This window comes from Catellatospora sp. IY07-71 (genome assembly GCF_018326265.1).
Classification (GTDB): Bacteria; Actinomycetota; Actinomycetes; order Mycobacteriales; family Micromonosporaceae; genus Catellatospora.
On sequence record NZ_AP023360.1, the window covers coordinates 3,962,305 to 3,979,158 of the forward strand.

The 16,854-nt window shown below is 72.4% G+C and carries 16 protein-coding genes; 6 read left to right on the plus strand and 10 right to left on the minus strand.

Annotated elements, in window-relative coordinates; genetic code table 11:
- Positions 1-35: 35 nt before the first annotated feature.
- The 3 genes from CS0771_RS17765 to CS0771_RS17775 all read right to left on the minus strand — a co-directional run bounded on the left by CS0771_RS17765 (position 36) and on the right by CS0771_RS17775 (position 2,983).
- A complete protein-coding gene (locus CS0771_RS17765; RefSeq protein WP_212842030.1) occupies positions 36-1,118 on the minus strand; it encodes a DUF5925 domain-containing protein in 1,083 nt (360 codons plus the stop codon).
- 78 nt (positions 1,119-1,196) lie between these two features.
- Complete coding sequence (locus CS0771_RS17770; RefSeq protein ID WP_212842031.1) at positions 1,197-2,654, minus strand: PhoX family phosphatase; 1,458 nt, start codon at positions 2,652-2,654, stop codon at positions 1,197-1,199.
- 86 nt (positions 2,655-2,740) lie between these two features.
- Positions 2,741-2,983: a MazG-like family protein gene (locus CS0771_RS17775; protein WP_244870857.1), complete on the minus strand. Its 243-nt coding sequence runs from the start codon at positions 2,981-2,983 to the stop codon at positions 2,741-2,743.
- A 228-nt stretch (positions 2,984-3,211) separates the two neighbouring features.
- Here CS0771_RS17775 and CS0771_RS17780 point away from each other — a divergent pair, with 228 nt between their 5' ends.
- Positions 3,212-4,366, plus strand: a complete 1,155-nt coding sequence (locus CS0771_RS17780; protein ID WP_212842032.1) for a DNA polymerase III subunit beta — start codon at positions 3,212-3,214, stop codon at positions 4,364-4,366.
- Positions 4,367-4,563: 197 nt separating this feature from the next.
- Here CS0771_RS17780 and CS0771_RS17785 read toward each other — a convergent pair whose 3' ends face one another.
- The 3 genes from CS0771_RS17785 to CS0771_RS17795 form a co-directional block, all read right to left on the minus strand.
- Positions 4,564-5,112, minus strand: a complete 549-nt coding sequence (locus tag CS0771_RS17785) for an NUDIX hydrolase (RefSeq protein WP_256442815.1) — start codon at positions 5,110-5,112, stop codon at positions 4,564-4,566.
- Between the two features lie 123 nt (positions 5,113-5,235).
- Positions 5,236-6,090 carry an NUDIX domain-containing protein gene (locus CS0771_RS17790; protein WP_244870858.1) on the minus strand — a complete coding sequence of 285 codons (855 nt, stop codon included), beginning with the start codon at positions 6,088-6,090 and terminating at the stop codon, positions 5,236-5,238.
- A gap of 54 nt (positions 6,091-6,144) precedes the next feature.
- Positions 6,145-6,927, minus strand: a complete 783-nt coding sequence (locus CS0771_RS17795; protein WP_212842035.1) for a hypothetical protein — start codon at positions 6,925-6,927, stop codon at positions 6,145-6,147.
- Between the two features lie 106 nt (positions 6,928-7,033).
- On the opposite strand from CS0771_RS17795, the gene lysX reads away from it, so the two are divergent.
- Together lysX and CS0771_RS17805 are read left to right on the plus strand one after the other, a co-directional pair.
- Positions 7,034-10,333, plus strand: a complete 3,300-nt coding sequence (gene lysX, locus CS0771_RS17800; RefSeq protein WP_212842036.1) for a bifunctional lysylphosphatidylglycerol synthetase/lysine--tRNA ligase LysX — start codon at positions 7,034-7,036, stop codon at positions 10,331-10,333.
- Between the two features lie 122 nt (positions 10,334-10,455).
- Positions 10,456-11,385, plus strand: a complete 930-nt coding sequence (locus CS0771_RS17805) for a polysaccharide deacetylase family protein (RefSeq protein ID WP_212842037.1) — start codon at positions 10,456-10,458, stop codon at positions 11,383-11,385.
- A 2-nt stretch (positions 11,386-11,387) separates the two neighbouring features.
- On the opposite strand, the gene CS0771_RS17810 is transcribed toward CS0771_RS17805, so the two are convergent.
- Both CS0771_RS17810 and CS0771_RS17815 read right to left on the minus strand, forming a co-directional pair.
- Positions 11,388-12,335, minus strand: coding sequence for a hypothetical protein (locus CS0771_RS17810; RefSeq protein ID WP_212842038.1), 948 nt, complete (start codon positions 12,333-12,335; stop codon positions 11,388-11,390).
- A 293-nt stretch (positions 12,336-12,628) separates the two neighbouring features.
- Positions 12,629-13,036 (minus strand): YidB family protein, encoded by a 408-nt coding sequence (locus tag CS0771_RS17815; RefSeq protein WP_212842039.1) that lies wholly within the window; start codon positions 13,034-13,036, stop codon positions 12,629-12,631.
- Positions 13,037-13,159: 123 nt separating this feature from the next.
- Here CS0771_RS17815 and CS0771_RS17820 point away from each other — a divergent pair, with 123 nt between their 5' ends.
- Positions 13,160-13,555: a hypothetical protein gene (locus tag CS0771_RS17820; RefSeq protein WP_244870859.1), complete on the plus strand. Its 396-nt coding sequence runs from the start codon at positions 13,160-13,162 to the stop codon at positions 13,553-13,555.
- Between the two features lie 124 nt (positions 13,556-13,679).
- Here the strand turns inward: CS0771_RS17820 and CS0771_RS17825 are convergent, their stop codons facing one another.
- Entirely contained in the window at positions 13,680-14,450 is a 771-nt protein-coding gene (locus CS0771_RS17825) for an IclR family transcriptional regulator (protein WP_212842041.1), read from the minus strand.
- Between the two features lie 35 nt (positions 14,451-14,485).
- Between CS0771_RS17825 and CS0771_RS17830 the strand changes: the two genes are divergently transcribed.
- Positions 14,486-15,166, plus strand: a complete 681-nt coding sequence (locus CS0771_RS17830; RefSeq protein WP_212842042.1) for a bifunctional 4-hydroxy-2-oxoglutarate aldolase/2-dehydro-3-deoxy-phosphogluconate aldolase — start codon at positions 14,486-14,488, stop codon at positions 15,164-15,166.
- Positions 15,156-16,253 (plus strand): sugar kinase, encoded by a 1,098-nt coding sequence (locus tag CS0771_RS17835; RefSeq protein WP_212842043.1) that lies wholly within the window; start codon positions 15,156-15,158, stop codon positions 16,251-16,253. Before CS0771_RS17830 ends, CS0771_RS17835 begins: the two co-directional genes overlap by 11 nt.
- 70 nt (positions 16,254-16,323) lie before the next feature.
- Here the strand turns inward: CS0771_RS17835 and CS0771_RS17840 are convergent, their stop codons facing one another.
- Complete coding sequence (locus tag CS0771_RS17840) at positions 16,324-16,845, minus strand: 2'-5' RNA ligase family protein (RefSeq protein WP_212842044.1); 522 nt, start codon at positions 16,843-16,845, stop codon at positions 16,324-16,326.
- Positions 16,846-16,854: the final 9 nt, after the last annotated feature.

The window sequence follows — 16,854 nt, forward strand, 5'->3', positions numbered from 1 at the left end:
GAGGAAGGGCACCTTCTTAACGCATACCCCCGTGGTCAGAGGTAACAGCCCGTCGACGGCTCCGGGGTGCTGGTGACCAGGTCGCGGTCGCCGCGCTGGAGGGCGAACAGCTCCGCCAGGGTCGCGCCGCCCGAGCTGAGGCCGACCGTGCTGCCCAGCCAGGCGCTCGCCTGCGCGAAGGGCAGCGGGCCCACCTCGATCTGGGCCAGGCAGCGGCCGGGGCGCACCACGGCCGGATGCAGGCGGTTGAGCGGCTCGTTGGTGGTCAGGCCGACCAGCACGTCGCGGCCCTGGGCGAGCAGGCCGTCGGTGAGGTTGAGCAGGCGGGACAAAGCCTGGCCGCTGGACTGCTTCGCGGCGGCGGAGATCAGCTCGTCGCAGTCCTCGACCAGCAGCAGGCGCCAGCGGCGCTCCTCCTGCTCCTCGTCGCCGATGGCCACCTCCATCAGGTAGCTGGAGTCGTGGAACAGGTTCTCCGGGTCGAGCACGCAGTCGACCTGGCACCAGGACGACCACGCCTGCGCCAGCGCGCGCAGCGCGGTGGTCTTGCCCGTGCCGGGCACTCCGTGCAGCAGCAGCAGGCGGCCCGAGATCGACTCCGGGGTGAGCGTCATCAGGCGCTCCAGCGACTCCGCCACGTCCGCGGCGTAGTTGTCCCGGATCGCGCCCCAGGACGGCGTGGTGATCGGCCGCGTGCTGCGCTGCGCGCCGCGCTTGGCCGAGTGGTGCCAGAAGCCCATCGGCACGCTGTCGGTGCGCTCCACGTGCTCCTCGCGCGCGCCGCGGGTGGCGTCGTCGAGGATGCGCAGCGCGAGCTCGTCGGTGGTGGCGGTGACGGTCACCTCGGCGACCCCGCCGCGCCAGCGCGCCGCGCGCAGGGTCCAGCCGTCGCCCGCGGCCAGGTGGCTGCGCAGCCCGTCGTCCGTGGCCACCCGCAGCAGGTGCCCCTCCGCGGGCAGCAGGCGCGCGTCCTTGCGTACGCGGGGCAGGCGGGCGGTGTGGGCGTACGGCTGCTCGCCCGTGCTGAACGGGGCGAGGATCATCGCGTCGACGATGTCCCGGGGCGTGTCCGCGTCATCGAGAGTGAGGCTGGTCGGCAGCTGTGGCAGAGTGCCCATGTCTCGATGATCTCGCATTTGGACCTGGGCTCCTAGCAGTTTTTCCAGCCTGCTGCGGCCTTACGCGTGAACCCGCGCTCAGATTCCCAGCCGCGCCCACGGCCCCCAGATCGCCACGGTCATCCCGTGCAGCGCCAGCACGTTCACGAACAGCGTGTGCCCGTCGGGGCTGAACACGGCGCCGGCGAACTCGTCGCGCTGGCGCGACACCCCGGCGCGGTTGGTGAGCCGGTTGAGCGCGACGTCGATCAGCTCCCCGCGCCGGGTCAGCCCGCGTACGTAGTTGTTGTTCTCGCCGTCCTCGCACACGATCAGGGTGCCGCTGGGGCTGGTGGTGACGTTGTCCGGGAAGTCCAGCCCGTCCACCCGCGGCGCCTGGTAGACCAGCCGCAGCACCTCCTCCGCGCAGTGGTACGCCCAGATCTGCCCGCGGCCGTTGCCGTAGCCGCCGTCGAAGGGCCCGTCGTCCTCCTCCGGCTCGCCGCCGCCCTGCGTGGAGGTGAAGTACACGACGCCCTGCCGGAACGTGGAGCCCTCCAGGCGCGAGAACAGCGCGGCGCCGCCGTCACGCCCCTGCTCGCCGACGTAGCGCAGCGCCTCGTCCTGCGACGTCGGCGCGGGGATGCCCTCCGTGTACGGGAAGCGCGGCGCCGGGTCGTCGATGTCGACCCAGGTCACCGGCAGCACGGTGCCCGGCGGCTGCGCGCACGCCAGGTCGGCGCGCGGGTGGCCCTGCACTGCGAGCGCCTGCAGCCGCCCGCCGTCGGCCAGCCCGCGCCGGTCCGCCCGGTACGGGTCCGGCGGGCGCGGCGGCAGGTAGCGGTAGAAGCAGCTGGCCGAGCCGAAGTTGTCCTCGGTCAGGTAGAGCATCCCGCCCTTCGGGTCGTACGCCACCGACTCGTGCGAGAAGCGGCCCGCCGCCGTGATCGGCTCCGGCTCCACCACCCCGGTCGCGGGCACCTCGAAGATGTAGCCGTGCCGCTCGCGCAGCAGGTAGTTGCCCGCCCCGGCCACGTCCGGGCCGTGCACGGTCTCCTCGCAGCTGATCCAGGTGCCCCACGGCATCCGGCCGCCGTTGCAGTTGGTGTGCGTGCCGCTCAGGCTGGTGTGCGCCCGCACCACCTCGCCGTACCGGGTGACCTCGACCGTGGTCGCGCCCCCGCAGGCCGCGGGGTCGTAGGTGACCGCGCCCGGCCCGAACGCCTGTCCGGTGACCTTGACCTCGTGGTTGCGGACCAGGATGGTGTTGCCGCCCGGCGCCTGGAACGCGCCCATGCCGTCGTGGCTGCCCGGCAGCCGGGAGCCGTCGTCGAGCACCACCGGCCACTCCGTGTCGTGGAACGACCGGTACGCGAAGCCCTCCGGCACCCACAGCCGCGCCACCCCGTCCCGCAGGTCGGCGACCGGCCCCAGCCTGCTGCGCGGCACCTCCGGGGCGCGCTCGCGGGCGAGGAAGCCGCTGAACGGCCCGGCGGCGAGGAGACCACCCGCCACGGCCACGCCGCCCAGCAGCGAACGCCGCCTGATCTCCACCATCGAGCTCTCTTCCCTGGGTACCGAGCTACCGAGGGTGCAACGAGCGAGGGCCACGCATGATCACGGCGCGCAGCGCTTTCCGGTCCTCACTCGCGCGACTCGTGCGCGGCCATCCGCTCGAGCACCGCCGCCGCCTTGCCCGACAGCACCTCGGCCGGATCGAACCCCAGGCTCTGCATCGCCACCAGCGCCGACAGCACCACATCGGCCAGCTCGTCGGCCACCTCCCGCACCTCGTGCGTCACCCCCTTCCGCGGGTTCTGCCCCTGCACCCCGATCCACGCCCGCGCGACCTCCCCCGCCTCCTCCGTCACCTTGAGAATCCGCATCGTCTGCTCCTGCACCCCACACCCCCGATGCCCATCAAGCCACCCCACGGCGGCCCCCACAGCCCGCCACACCACCTCATCACCCATGCCGCGCACCGTACCGCCCGCTCCTCTGCTGCGGCGATCTTGCGCGGACTGTGGGTGCGACACGCGCTTTCCGGGCAAAGGGGCAACACTTCGCGCAAGATCGACGCGATCTTGTCGGGGGACGCGGATACGGTGCGCGGCATGGCGCTGGATATGAGCGTGGAGACCGGGGGGCTCGCTGAGGCGGCGGCCCAGCTGCTGAAGCTGCTGCCGGTGCGGTCCGCGCAGCCGGGGCAGGCGGGGGTGCTGCTCAGTGCGAGCGCCGGCGGGTTGGAGCTGTCGGCGTCCGACGGGGAGGTGTGGGCGCGGGTCCAGGTTCCGGCGCAGGTGCACGAGGACGGGGAGGCCGTCGTGTCGCGGCGGGCGCTGGCCGAGACGCTCGGCACGCTGGACGCGCCGCGGCTGCGGCTGTGCGCCGAGGGCGCGCGGCTGGCCGTGCGCACCGACCGGGCCCGGTTCGCGCTGCCCCAGCTCGACCTGGCGGCGTACCCCCGGCCGCCGCACCCGCCGCAGGCGGTGGGCGTGCTGACCGGCGCGGACTGGCGCGCCGCCGCGGGGCCGGTCGCCTCGGCCGCCTCGCGGGAGGACGCGCTGCCGCTGTTCACCGCGGTGCGCATGCGCTCGCTCGGCGCGACGCTGTCGCTGCTGGCCACCGATCGCTTCCGGCTCGCCGCGGCCCGTCCCGCGTGGCGTGAGGCCGCCGATTCCGCTGCCGGTGCGGCGGGGGAGCCCGGCGCCGCGCTCGACGTGCTGATCCCGGCGGGGCTGGTCGCTGAGCTGGCCCGGCAGGCGGGCCGCGCGGCCGAGCTGACCCTGCACGCCGCAGACGGCCGCTTCGCGCTGTCCTGGCCCGGCTGGGCCGTGGGCACCGCCTCCCTGGCGGTGACCTTCCCCGACCGGCAGCTCGACCAGCTGCTGCGGGTCGAACCCGAGGCGACGGTACGCGTCGACGCCGACGAGCTGGCCGCCGCCGTGGGCCGGGCCGCGCACTACGCCGGTCCGCGCGGCGCGGTGACGCTCGAACCCGGCGACGGCGAGCTGTGCGTGCGCGGCAGCGACCCCCTGTCCGGCGAGTCCGCCGAGACCCTCAAGGCCGACCTGCTCGGCGACCGCCTCACGCGGCAGTACCAGGCCCGCTACCTGCTCGACGCGCTGCGCCCGTTCGCTGGCGGCCCGGTGCGCCTGCAGATCCAGTCCGCGCTGCGCCCGACCCTGTTCACCGCCGCCACCCCCGACCCGGGCGCCGACCTGCGCTACCTCGTCGTCCCCCTCCGCCCCACCGACCCGGCCTCCTGAACAGCCGGGCCACGCCGCGCCACGCCGCACTGCGCCGAACCACGCCGGGTCGCGTCGGGCCCGGACGTGTGCGCGGCCGGGCCTTGATCGTTCGACTTGCCTGGCACATGGGCGAATCTTGAGCGCGCATTGGCCCATGTGCCAGGCAAGTTCGATGACCTTGGCCGCCTGCGGCGGGCTTCGGACGGGGTGGGTGGTCAGAGGGGTGGGGCGGTGTTGGTGGCGCGTTGGGCGGCGGCGAGGGAGACGAGTTCGGGGTACCACGGTGCGTCGGTGAGGAGGAGGCGGCGGGCCTCGTCGAGGGGGTGGGCGCGCACCTCCAGGACCGTCTCGCCGTCGTCGGGGTTGGCCGGCGGCCGCTCCACGCTCACCTCGGCGTAGCACCACAGCCAGGCCATCTCCGGGTGCGGCTGGTGCGGCCGGTACGGCGCGGGCCGGTCGGACACGGCGTGGTGCGCGCCGATCACGTACAGCGGGCCGCGTAGCACCGCGCCCGCCTCCTCGTGCAGCTCACGCGCGGCGCATTCGGACACCGTCTCGCCCGGCTCGCGGGTGCCGCCGGGCAGGAACCACACGTCGCGCCCGTCCCGGCAGAGGACCACCTCGTCCCCGGCGAACCCGACCACGTGCACGTTGGTGACCAGCCGGTCCTCGGGCGGGCGCACGGAGAACCGGGCGTCCACACCGGCCCACTCCCAGCGCTGCGGCGCGAACAACAGCGGATAACGGTCATGAGGGGAAACCACGGCCCGGATCGTAACGCACCGCGCCCTCCCGACGATCTTGCACGAACTGTTGCCCATGTGCCCGGATCGTGCGTGTCGTACCAACAGTTCACGCAAGATCGGCGCAGCAGAGAGGGCGCCGGGTCAGGTGGGGTCGGGGCGGGAGAGGGGGTGGGTGGTGGCGGTGGGGAGGAGGTGGAGGAAGGCGTGCTGGTGGTTGCCGGTGGTGCGGAGGAGGTCGCGGGCCTGGGGGACGGGGATGAAGGTGGCGGTGACGGGGGCGCCGGTGTCCCAGACGCCGGGGTCGCCGATCATCGTGTGCGGCCAGGTGCGGCGGGGGTCGTCGGTGTGCAGGTGGAAGTAGACGTTGAGGTAGGGGCGGCGGGTGTCGGTGAAGCGGCCGCTCTGGACGCCTACGACGCTGACCACGGTGAGGGGGCCGGTGATGCCGGTCTCCTCGTAGGTTTCGCGGACCATGGCGTCGTTGAGGAGTTCGCCGCGTTCGACGCCGCCGCCGGGGAGGTGGGTGCCGGGGTGGTCGGCGTATTCGAAGACGAGCAGCTGCATGTCGTCGCCCTCGCCGCGGGTGACGTAGCCGGTGACGCGGACGCGGGTGGGGCGGTGGGCGCCGATGCCGCTGACCGAGACGAACAGGCCGATCTGGACGAGGGTGACCAGGAGGGCGCCGATCGCCCACCAGAGGTGGAAGTCGGCCAGCACGGACGCGGTGATCAGGCCGAGGCCGAGGCCGCCGCTGATCGGGGCGGCCACCTGCCACCAGAGGGGGGCCGCGGCGAGGCGGCGGCGGTCGCGCCAGATCCACCACCAGGCCAGCGCGGAGCCGGCGGCGATGAGCAGGGCGCCGACGGTGTCGAGCAGGCCGGGGCCGTGGGCTTCGCTGAAGGAGATCAGGCGGGGGCCGTCGTCGGGCAGCGCGAGCAGGAATCCACCCACCAGGGTGCAAGCCGCCCAGACGGCGATGACGTGAGTGCGGCGCACCTTCGGCGGCTCCTCCACAGGCGACGGTGACGGATCGACCATAGTGGCGGGCGCCTAACCCTGCGGAGGCGCGTCGTGGTGTCCGGCCACGAGCTCCTGGAGCCAGATCTTGCTCTTGATCACCGGGCGGCGCAGCTGCACCTCCCGCCACGTCGACCTGGCCAGTTTCGCGGCGGCCCGGGGAGTGTCCTTCGTATAGCGCCAGCGGGCCCACGGGGAGTGCGGGCGGGCCAGCCGGATCGCGCCCACGAACAGCAGCACGGGGATGAACAGCCCCAGCAGGCCGGTCCAGATCTTGCCCTTGAGCAGGGTGATCGCGGCCAGGCTGAGGCTGGCCGCGGCGGCGACGGCGGCCAGGCTGTACGAGGGCAGGCCGTCGGGGGTGCCCGCGAGCAGGAAGTCCTCGACGCCGACGGGCCGTACGCCGAGCACCAGCAGCCCGGTCACCGCGAGCGCGACGAACACCGCGTCGATGGAGGTGCGGCCCTTCTCCGACCAGTACACGTCCTCCAGGTGCAGGATCAGCGCGAACTCGTCGAGCACCAGCGCCGAGCCGACGCCGAACAGGCCGGCCAGGATGGAGCGCCACACGACCAGCTCGTCGGGCACCACGAAACTGCTCACGCCGGACAGCAGCATGAAGATCACGCCGAACACGACATGGTGGATGTGCAGGCCGCCGCCGGGTGTCACGTTGCCGGGCCACCACTTCACCTGGGCCCGGATCATGCGGACCGAGACGCGGATGAAGACGAAGCCGCCGATCACCCCCGCGAAGAAGCAGAACAGCGGCAGCCGGCCGCTCTCCACGATCGTGCGGCGGAACCATTCCGACACCGCCCCACCCCCGCTTCCGGCACCCGAGTATTCATCGCATTTGCTGCGTTTCAGTGTAGTGAGTGCCATATGTTCGTGTTGATGCCCCGCGAAATGAGGTGACGGCGTGGAGACGGCACGGCGTACGAACGGCAGCGGCTGGCGGGCACATGTGCCCAAGGTGTTCGCGACAGTCCTCGGCATCCTCGCCGCGATCAGCGCGCTGGCCGCGCTCGGCGGCGCGATCGGGCACAGCACCCAGCCGCTGCGGCGGCTCATCGACGACGTGCTGGTGCCGGTCCCGGCCAACCTCGCCTACGCCGCGTTCATGGCGGTGCTCGCGGGCGCGACCGCACGGCGCAAGCGGGTGGCCTGGTGGACGCTGATCGTGTACTTCGTCATCGACGTGGTCTCCAGCGTGCTCGCGCTCGGCGTGATCGCGCTGCTGCCGCAGGCGAACCTGGTCGACGATGCGGGCGTGCCCCTGTTCAGCGGCTGGGGCCGGGTGGCCACCAGCGTCGCCGTGGTCGTCGGCGTCGCCGCACTGGTCGTGCTGTTCCTGGCCCGGCACGAGTTCTACGCCCGGGTGCGCAAGGGCGCCGTGCTCAAGGCGCTGGGCGTGTTCGCCGGTGTCGCCGCGGTCGGCATCGGCCTGGGCTACACCCTGGTCGCGACCTTCCCCGGCACGCTGCCCAGGGACCCCTCAGCGCAGCTGGCGTACGCCGCGGAGAAGGTGCTCGGTGGCGCGTTCGAGTTCGACGTGACCCGCATCGGGGCGGCCCCGGGCTGGGTCAACTTCGTCCTCGGCCTGTTCGGCGCGATCGCCGTGTTCGCCGCGCTGTTCACGCTGCTGCGTTCGCAGCAGGTCAACGCGGCGCTTGAGCCCGCCGCCGAGGCGAAGGTGCGCGGCCTGCTGGACCGCTACGGCGAGCGCGACTCGCTGGGCTACTTCGCCACCCGCCGCGACAAGCTGGCCATCTTCGCGCCCAGCGGCAAGGCCGCCGTCACCTACCGGCCGGTCAACGGCGTGAGCCTGGCCGGCGGCGACCCGATCGGCGACCCGGAGGCGTGGGGCGCCGCGATCGACGCCTGGCTGGAGGAGGCGCGCAGCTACGCGTGGACCCCGGCGGCGATGGGCGCCAGCGAGGAGGGTGCCACGGCGTACCACAAGGCCGGGCTGAAGGTGCTGGAGCTGGGCGACGAGGCGATCCTGCTGACCGACCGCTACTCCCTGGACGGCCGGGAGATGCGCCAGGTGCGCCAGGCGGTCAACCGGGTCGAGCGCGCCGGGTACACCGCGCAGGTGCGCCGGCACGCCGACATCCCGGCCGACGAGATGAAGGAGATCGCCGAGCTGGCCACCCGCTGGCGCGACACCGACAGCGAGCGCGGCTTCTCCATGGCGCTGGGGCGCATCGGCGACCCCAACGACGGCCGCTGCGTGCTGGTCGAGGCGCGCGACTCCGACGGCATGCCGCGCTCGCTGCTGTCGTTCAGCCCGTGGGGGCAGCACGGGCTGTCGCTGGACCTGATGCGCCGTGACCACGAGGCGGAGAACGGCGCGATGGAGTTCATGGTCACCGCGCTGATGAACGCCGCGCCCAAGCTGGGCGTGGAGCGGGTGTCGCTGAACTTCGCGGTGTTCCGCGCGGTGTTCGAGGAGGGCGGCCGGATCGGCGCCGGGCCGGTGCTGCGGCTGTGGCGGCGCATCCTGATGTTCTTCTCCAAGTGGTGGCAGCTGGAGCAGCTGTACCGGTCGAACATCAAGTACCAGCCGGAGTGGGTGCCCCGCTTCCTGTGCTTCGGCGACCGGCGCGACCTGGCCAAGGTCGGCATGGCCTCGGCCATCGCCGAGGGCTTCCTGACCGTGCCGGGCACCCCGGTGGTCGAGCTGGACGCCACCACCGCCCCGGTGCTGGCGGGGCTGCCCGCCCAGCCGACCCCCGCCGAGCTGGCCGGTGCGGCCCACGACGAGAGCGTCAACGAGCAGATGGCGGTACGCCTGGCGAAGCTGGAGCGGCTGCGCGCCGCGGGCGTCGACCCGTACCCGGTGGGCTTCCATCCGACCGCGACCTGCGGTGAGATCCGAGCCGGACACCTGGACACACCCGCCGACACCCGCACCGGGGACCGGGTCTCGGTCGCGGGTCGGCTGATGCTGCAGCGCGACCACGGCCACCTGGTCTTCGCCACCATCCGGGACTGGAGCGGCGACCTGCAGCTCATGCTGGACCGCGACATCGACGCCTGGACCGCGGCGGTGGACATCGGCGACCACGTCGGGGTCACCGGCGAGGTGGTCACCACGAGGCGCGGCGAGCTGTCGGTGCACGTGGACACCTGGGAGATCACCGGCAAGTGCCTGCGCCCGCTGCCGGACAAGCACAGTGGCCTGGCCGACCAGGAGGCGAAGGTGCGCCAGCGCTACCTGGACCTGATCACCAGCGCCGACGCCCGCGCGCTGCTGCGGGCGCGCAGCGCCGCCGTGCACAGCCTGCGCCAGTCGTTCACGGGGCGCGGCTTCATCGAGGTCGAGACGCCGATCCTGCAGCGCATCCACGGTGGCGCCAACGCCCGCCCGTTCACCACCCACATCAACGCCTACGACCTGCGCCTCTACCTGCGCATCGCGCCGGAGCTGTACCTGAAGCGGCTGGCCGTGGGCGGCGTGGAGAAGGTGTTCGAGCTGGGCCGCACGTTCCGCAACGAGGGCGTGGACTACAAGCACAACCCCGAGTTCTCCATGCTGGAGGCGTATCAGGCGTACGCCGACTACGACTCGATGCTGACGCTGACCCGCGAGGTGGTGCAGTCGGCGGCGCTGGCCGCCAACGGCGAGTGCGTGATCATCCATGACGGGCAGCCGCACGACGTGTCGGGGCAGTGGTCGGTGCGCACGGTGGACGAGGCGATCTCGGCCGCGCTCGGTGAGGAGATCACCGCCGACACCGACGTGGAGAAGCTGCGCAAGCTGTGCGACGCGGCGAAGATCCCGTACGACCCGAAGTGGGGCCGCGGCGCGGTGGTGCTGGAGATGTACGAGCGCCTGGTCGAGGAGAAGACCGTGCTGCCCACGTTCTACAAGGACTTCCCGACCGAGGTGTCGCCGCTGACCAGGCAGAGCCGGGTGGACGCGCGCCTGGCCGAACGCTGGGACCTGGTCGCCTTCGGCACCGAGCTGGGCACCGCCTACTCCGAGCTGACCGACCCGATCGAGCAGCGCCGCCGCCTCACCGAGCAGTCCCTGCTGGCCGCCGGCGGCGACCCGGAGGCCATGGAACTCGACGAGGACTTCCTGCAGGCCCTCGAGTACGCCATGCCGCCCACCGGCGGCCTCGGCATCGGCGTCGACCGCCTGGTGATGCTCCTGACCGGCCGCTCCATCCGGGAAACCCTCCCGTTCCCCCTGGTCCGCGCCACCCGCTAGGCCAAAAGGAAGGGCACCTTCTCCGCGCCATGCGTAGAGAAGGTGCCCCTCTTAACGTGAAACCGTCTGCCCCTTTTGGACAACTTGGTTATGGTGCAGGTACGTAAGCCGCAGGAGGCAGCATGCGTACCGGTTCGGCTTCGGGCGGGGGACGGCGGGCGGCCGTCATCGCCATCGTGCTGGCCCTCGGGCTACTGAGCGTCGGCTTCCTGCTCGGCCAGCTCACCGGCGCGCGTGATCCGGTGGCCGAACGGGACTCACCCGGTCCGGATCGTCCCTCGCGGGCACGCCTCGCGCCGCCGCCCGCCCGGATGCCCCCGCCGCTGCCGCCCCGCGACCAGCCGGTCAGCGGCCCGAACCATCCGCCGCTGCCCGCCGAGCCGGGCGGGCCGTTCGGCAGCCGGTTCACCACCGGCACGCCGGAGGTGGCGCTCACCTTCGACGACGGACCACACCCGCAGTGGACCCCGCAGGTGCTGACGATGCTGGCCGACTACGGCGTCAAGGCGACCTTCTGCCTGGTGGGCATCAAGGCCGCGAAGTATCCGCAGCTCGTACGCGACATCGCCGCCGCCGGCCACACGCTGTGCAACCACAGCTGGGACCACGACATGGCGCTGGGCATGCGCGACGAGCAGACGGTGCTGGCCGATCTGGAGCGGGCCAACGCCGCCATCCGCGCGGCGGTGCCGGGGGCGCGCATCTCGTACTTCCGCCAGCCGGGCGGCTTCTGGTCCAAGCGCGTCGTCGAGGCGGCCCACCGGCTGGGCATGACCTCGCTGCACTGGCGGGTCGACCCGCAGGACTGGGACTCCTCACCGGCCTACCGCATCGCCTCGGACGTGAACTCGCAGACCGTGCCCGGTGCGATCGTGCTGCTGCACGACGGGGGCGGCGACCGCGGCAGCACCCTGGCCGCACTGCGGACCATCCTGCCGCACCTGCTGACCCGGTTCCACCTGGCCGCGCTGCCCCCGGGACGCGACGCGCCCCGGGAGTCCGAATCGGCTGACTCGGACGCCCGGGGCGGCAACAGGTGGTTCGCGAACTGAGGTCAGTTCGTCAGCGCGTCCACGACCTGCTGGGCGCGCGTCTCGTGCTTGGCGTAGTGGTACGGGAACGCCGACACCTGGACCTCCTGGATGGCCAGGGTGAGCGGCATGTCCTGCCAGCCCTGCACGTTCTTCAGGGCGTTGTAGAACTGGGTGGCCGCGTACTTCGGCTGCATCAGGTCCTTGACGGTGCCCCAGCCGGAGGTCGGCCGCTGCTGGAACAGGCCGACCGAGTCGTGGTCGGAGCCCTCACCCTGGTTGGTGTACTGGTACGACTCCGCGTAGACCGTGCTGGCGAGGTTGTACAGCTGGCTCTCCTGCATCGCGCAGGCGATGGCCGCCACGTACGCCCGCTTGGGCAGGCCCAGCTCCCTGCCGGCCTGCACGATGGCCTGCGCGTTGCGCATCTGGGTCATGTCCAGGCCCGCGACCGGGCGCAGCACGGGCTGCGCGGCGGCCTTCGGCTTGGCGGGGGCCTTGGGGGCCGCGGCCTTCGGGGCAGCCTTCGGGGCGGCCTTGGGCGCCGCCTTGGGGGCGGTCTTGGGCGCGGCCTTCGGGGCCGCCTGGGTCGCCGCCTTGGGAGCGGCCTCGACGGCAGCCTTCGGAGCTGCCTTGGGGGCCGCCTTCGGGGCGGTCTCCACCGGCGCGGTGCCGGTGGTCGTACGGGTCATCGAGCGGGTGGCCGCGTTCTCGGCCTCGACTCGGCTCACGCTCGCCGTGTGCAGGTTTACCTTCTCGTCGGGAGCGGCGTTGGCCGCCACTCCGCCGGCCGCCGCGACGCCCAGGGCGCCGACCAGGCCGGTCACTGCCATCAGCTTCCGCGAGTCGGCAGCCGAGAAGAGGCCGAACCGCTTGGTGAGGGACTTGAAAGGGCTGGACAGGGGGTTCTGGCGAGCCGGGGCGCGGTGACGCCCGATCTCGCGCTGCTCGTGTGCTCCGTTGCCACGCATTCGACCAGGTTAGAAAGCCGATCGACGGGTGCCCACCCGCGAATGGTGACGGGAGCCACCGCTGAGCGCTGAAACAGCGCAGTTCACCCCCCTCTTTCGGCCGCTCGGAGATTGTTGATGTAGTACTTTCAGACGATGCTAATACGGACATATCACTCGGCTAGCTCGCCGGAGCAATCAGCTTAAAAACGGATAATCCATGCTCTGGTACCCGACCAGGAGCGGCCGCCTGACGGGCGCGAAGGCGCCGGGGCGCCCGTCACATGGACGGACGCCCCGGCACAGGCACTCGGTCACTGCCCGAACAGCCTGCCCATCATCTGCTGCGTCTGCTGCGGGTCGGGCAGCCGGCCCTCGGGCGTGGCCTGGTTGACCAGCTCCGGCAGGACCTTGGCGAGCTGGTCGGCGGCCTCGCGCGGCGTGGTGCCGGCCTCCTGGGCCACGCGCTCGATCGTGCCGCCGCCCAGCGCCTGCTGCAGCTGCGCGCCGGTGACGTTCTGGTTCTGGCCCGTACCGACCCAGGACTGCACCTGGGGGCCGAGGCCCGACTTGCTCAACTGGTCGACCAGACCACTGAGGTTGGCCTGCTGCCCACCGCCGCCCTGGCCGCCCCCGGACATCTGACTGAACAGGCCCTTGAGCAGACTCTGGATCTGCGGGTCGCTCATCAGCTTCATGATCTGGTTGAGGTCGACTGCCATTTTCCGTTACCCCCGTGTTCGGAGCGGGATGCTCTTCCTAGACCCTAGGGTCCGACCCCGGTAGTGGGGGCAAAAGCCGTGAAATGCCCTCACGAACAGGCTTCTCTGCGCAGAATGTGCCGCATGACGGAATACACCGATGAAGAGCGCAAGACCCTGCGTACCGCCGCCTTCGGCGCCGTGTTCCTGGTGTCGCACGCCGATCCCGGCTTCTTCGCCTCCTTCAAGGAGAGCATCGTGGGCGCCAAGGCGCTCGCCGGCGCCTCACCCGACCTGCAGGCCGTCTTCAAGGCCGGCGGCCTGCCCGAGGTGCCCAAGGGCTCGCCCGCCGAGATGGAGTCCGGCGTGCTCACCGCCCTGCAGCAGTCCACCGGCATCCTGGCCAAGGACCCGCAGGACCTGGCCGAGTTCCGCGCCGTCATCACCAGCGCCTGCGACCAGGTCGCCGCCGCCTCCGGCGGCGTCAAGGACACCGAGACCACCGCCATCACCAAGGTCAAGTCCGCCCTCGGCGCCTGACCCACCCGCGACAGTCCCCAAGATCGTCCGACTTGCCTGGCAGACGGGCGTATCCCGGCTCAAGATACGCCCATCTGCCAGGCAACTTCGATGATCGAGGGCGGGTTCGGCGGGCGAAGCGCGGTCAGGTGAGGAGGTGGGCGGCGGCCGTGAGGGCGGCGGCGTGGTGGTGGAGGTCGGCGAGGATGTCGGCCTCGGTGGTGGGGCGCAGGCGGGCCAGCGGGATGGAGACGCTGATGGCGTCGACCGCCGGGCGGCGCAGCGGGACGGCCACGGCCAGGCACATGATGCCTTCGGTGTTCTCCTCGCGGTCCACGGCGTGGCCGTGTTCGCGGATCACGGCCAGTTCGGCGTGCAGGGCCTCCGGGGTGGTCACGGTGTGCGGGGTGAGGGCGGGCAGGGGCCAGTCGAGGAGGCGGTCGACGTCGGCGTCGGTGCGCTGGGCGAGCAGCGCCTTGCCCAGCGCGGTGGCGTGGGCGGGCAGGCGGCGGCCGATCGCGCTGAAGAGCCGCAGCGGGTGGGCCGACTCACGTTTCGCTATGTAAACGACGTTCGGCCCGTCGAGGCGGCCCAGGTGGACCGTCTCGCCGAAGCGCTCGGCGAGCGCGTCGAGGGTGGCGTTGACCAGACCGAGCGCGTCGTCGCTGTCCAGGTACGCGGCGCCGACCTGCAGGGCGCGTACGCCGAGGCCGAAGCGGGTGCCGGTGGCGTCGGTCTCCACCCAGCCGCGCTGGCTCATGGTGCGCAGCAGGCCGTGCAGGCTGCTCTTGGGGATGTCCAGCTCGCGGGCCAGCTCGACCAGCCCACGCGGGCCCCCGGCGGCGAGCGCCTCCAGCAGCTCCAGGGTGCGGTCGGCGGACTTCACCGGTGGGCGGGCGGCCCCCTGCTGGTTCATTGCCAATCCCTTCGTCCACCACTAGGGTCACATACGTGACTGTAGTTCACCAACATGAACGTTCATCTGACATCGCGGCGGTGCTGGCCGGTGACCGGCTGCTGCCGGTCGTCATCCTTCCTGATGCCGCCGCGGCCGAGCCGCTGGCCGCCGCCCTCACCGCGGGCGGCCTGCGCTCCATCGAGGTCACCCTGCGCACCCCCGCCGCGCTCGACGCGATCAAGCGGCTGGCCGCCTCGTCCGGGCTGCTGGTAGGGGCGGGCACGGTGGTCACCCCGGATCAGGCCGAGCGGGCCGTCGAGGCGGGCGCGCGTTACGTCGTGTGCCCCGGCTTCAGCGCCGCGGTGGTACGCCGCTGCCAGGAGTTGGACGTGCCGGTGTTCCCCGGCGTGGCCACCCCGACCGAGATCCAGATGGCGCTGGAGGCGGGCCTGACCGCGGTCAAGTTCTTCCCGGCCGAGCAGCTCGGCGGCGCCCCGATGGTCAAGGCGCTGTCCGCCCCGTTCCCCGGCATGCGCTTCGTGCCCACCGGCGGGGTCACCACCGCCAACCTGGGCGCATACCTGTCCGTCCCGGCCGTGCTCGCCGTCGGCGGCACCTGGATGGTCGCTGCCGACCTGCTCAAGGCCGGCGACTACGCCGAGATCACCCGCCGCACCGCCGCCGCCGTGGCCGCCGCGCGGGAGCTGACCGCGGAGGCCAGCGATGCCCGTTGACGTCCGTCCGGCCGAGGAGTGCCGCTACGACCTGGTGTCGCTCGGCGAGGTGATGCTGCGGCTGGACCCGGGCGAGGGCCGGGTGCGCACCGCGCGCTCGTTCCGCGCCTGGGAGGGCGGCGGCGAGTACAACGTGGCCCGCGGCCTGCGCCGCTGCTTCGGCATGCGCACCGCACTGGTCAGCGCGTTCGCCGACAACGAGGTGGGCCGGCTGCTGGAGGACCTGATCCTGACCGGTGGCGTGGACACCTCGCTGATCCGCTGGGTGCCCTACGACGGCATCGGCCGCACCGTGCGCAACGGCCTCAACTTCACCGAGCGCGGCTTCGGCGTACGCGGCGCGGTCGGCGTCTCCGACCGGGGCCACACCGCCGCCGGGCAGCTGCGCCCCGAGGACGTGGACTGGGAGCACCTGTTCGGCACGCTGGGCGTGCGCTGGTTCCACACCGGCGGCATCTACGCGGCCCTGTCCGACGGCACGCCCGCCGTGATCGAGGCCGCGATGGCCGCCGCCCGCCGCCACGGCACGATCATCTCGTACGACCTGAACTACCGCCCCAGCCTGTGGAAGGGCATCGGCGGCAAGGCGCGGGCGCAGGAGGTCAACCGCGCGCTGGCCCGCTACGTCGACGTGATGATCGGCAACGAGGAGGACTTCACCGCCAGCCTCGGCTTCGAGGTGCCGGGGACGGCCGACGACCTGTCCGAGCTGGAAACCGAGAACTTCGAGAAGATGATCGGCCAGGTCGTGCAGGAGTACCCGAACTTCAAGGTGGTCGCCACGACGCTGCGCACCGTACGCAGCGCGACGGTCAACGACTGGGGCGCGGTCGCGTGGAGCCGGGACGGGTTCGCGCACGCCACGCACCGGCCGAATCTGGAGATCCTGGACCGGGTGGGCGGCGGCGACAGCTTCGCCAGCGGCCTCGTCTACGGCCTGCTCACCACCGGCGACCTGGCCCGCGCCGTCGAGTACGGCGCCGCGCACGGCGCGCTGGCGATGACCACCCCCGGCGACACCTCGATGGCGACCCGCGCCGAGGTCGAGGCGCTGATGGGCGGCGGCTCCGCCCGCGTGCAGCGCTGACCCCAGGACCGGCCGAGGCCCCGTTCATGCGACTCCAGCGGCATGAACGGGGCCTCGGCCACGTGACGGATCAGTTCGCGGGAAGCGGGTGGTAGAGGTCGCGGGCGTGGTCGGCGACGGCGGCGCCGGTGATGGTCGCCTCCAGGGGGAGCATGTCGAGGCAGAGGCGGATCGCGTCGGTCATCCGGACCAGCGGCACCCGCATCGACAGCGTGCAGTGCGGGACCCAGGCGCCGGGCTGGTAGAACGAGCCGGTCTCGATGCCCGCCGCGGTCAGCCGCTCGTGTACCGCGGCGTGATGGGACAGCAGCTCGGCCGTGGGCACCGGCCCCAGCCACAGCACCCGGCCCAGGAACTGCCCGATGTGGTCGAACGTGAGCCGGATGGGCGGCGCGATCGGCATACCCTGCAGCGCCGCCGCCACGGCCGGTCCGTCGAGCACGTCCGCGCTGGTGATGGACAGGTGCGGCCGGTGCTTGCGGTGCGTCAGGTCACGCAGGGTCGGCACCCCCTCCGCCTCCAGCGCGTTCCACAGCGTACGCAGCCGCGCGGTGGCGACCGGGTCGAGATAGAGCTCCAGGGCCGCTGCCATGATCGGAGA

Excerpts from the sequence above, each read along its gene's own strand:
- CS0771_RS17825 (WP_212842041.1), bottom strand. The coding sequence starts at position 14,450 with ATGAACCAGCAGGGGGCCGCCCGCCCACCGGTGAAGTCCGCCGACCGC.
- CS0771_RS17840 (WP_212842044.1), bottom strand. The coding sequence starts at position 16,845 with ATGGCAGCGGCCCTGGAGCTCTATCTCGACCCGGTCGCCACCGCGCGG.
- CS0771_RS17775 (WP_244870857.1), bottom strand. The coding sequence starts at position 2,983 with ATGCGGATTCTCAAGGTGACGGAGGAGGCGGGGGAGGTCGCGCGGGCG.
- CS0771_RS17805 (WP_212842037.1), top strand. The coding sequence starts at position 10,456 with ATGCGTACCGGTTCGGCTTCGGGCGGGGGACGGCGGGCGGCCGTCATC.
- CS0771_RS17780 (WP_212842032.1), top strand. The coding sequence starts at position 3,212 with ATGGCGCTGGATATGAGCGTGGAGACCGGGGGGCTCGCTGAGGCGGCG.
- CS0771_RS17765 (WP_212842030.1), bottom strand. The coding sequence starts at position 1,118 with ATGGGCACTCTGCCACAGCTGCCGACCAGCCTCACTCTCGATGACGCG.
- CS0771_RS17815 (WP_212842039.1), bottom strand. The coding sequence starts at position 13,036 with ATGGCAGTCGACCTCAACCAGATCATGAAGCTGATGAGCGACCCGCAG.
- CS0771_RS17770 (WP_212842031.1), bottom strand. The coding sequence starts at position 2,654 with ATGGTGGAGATCAGGCGGCGTTCGCTGCTGGGCGGCGTGGCCGTGGCG.
- CS0771_RS17835 (WP_212842043.1), top strand. The coding sequence starts at position 15,156 with ATGCCCGTTGACGTCCGTCCGGCCGAGGAGTGCCGCTACGACCTGGTG.
- CS0771_RS17820 (WP_244870859.1), top strand. The coding sequence starts at position 13,160 with ATGACGGAATACACCGATGAAGAGCGCAAGACCCTGCGTACCGCCGCC.
- CS0771_RS17810 (WP_212842038.1), bottom strand. The coding sequence starts at position 12,335 with ATGCGTGGCAACGGAGCACACGAGCAGCGCGAGATCGGGCGTCACCGC.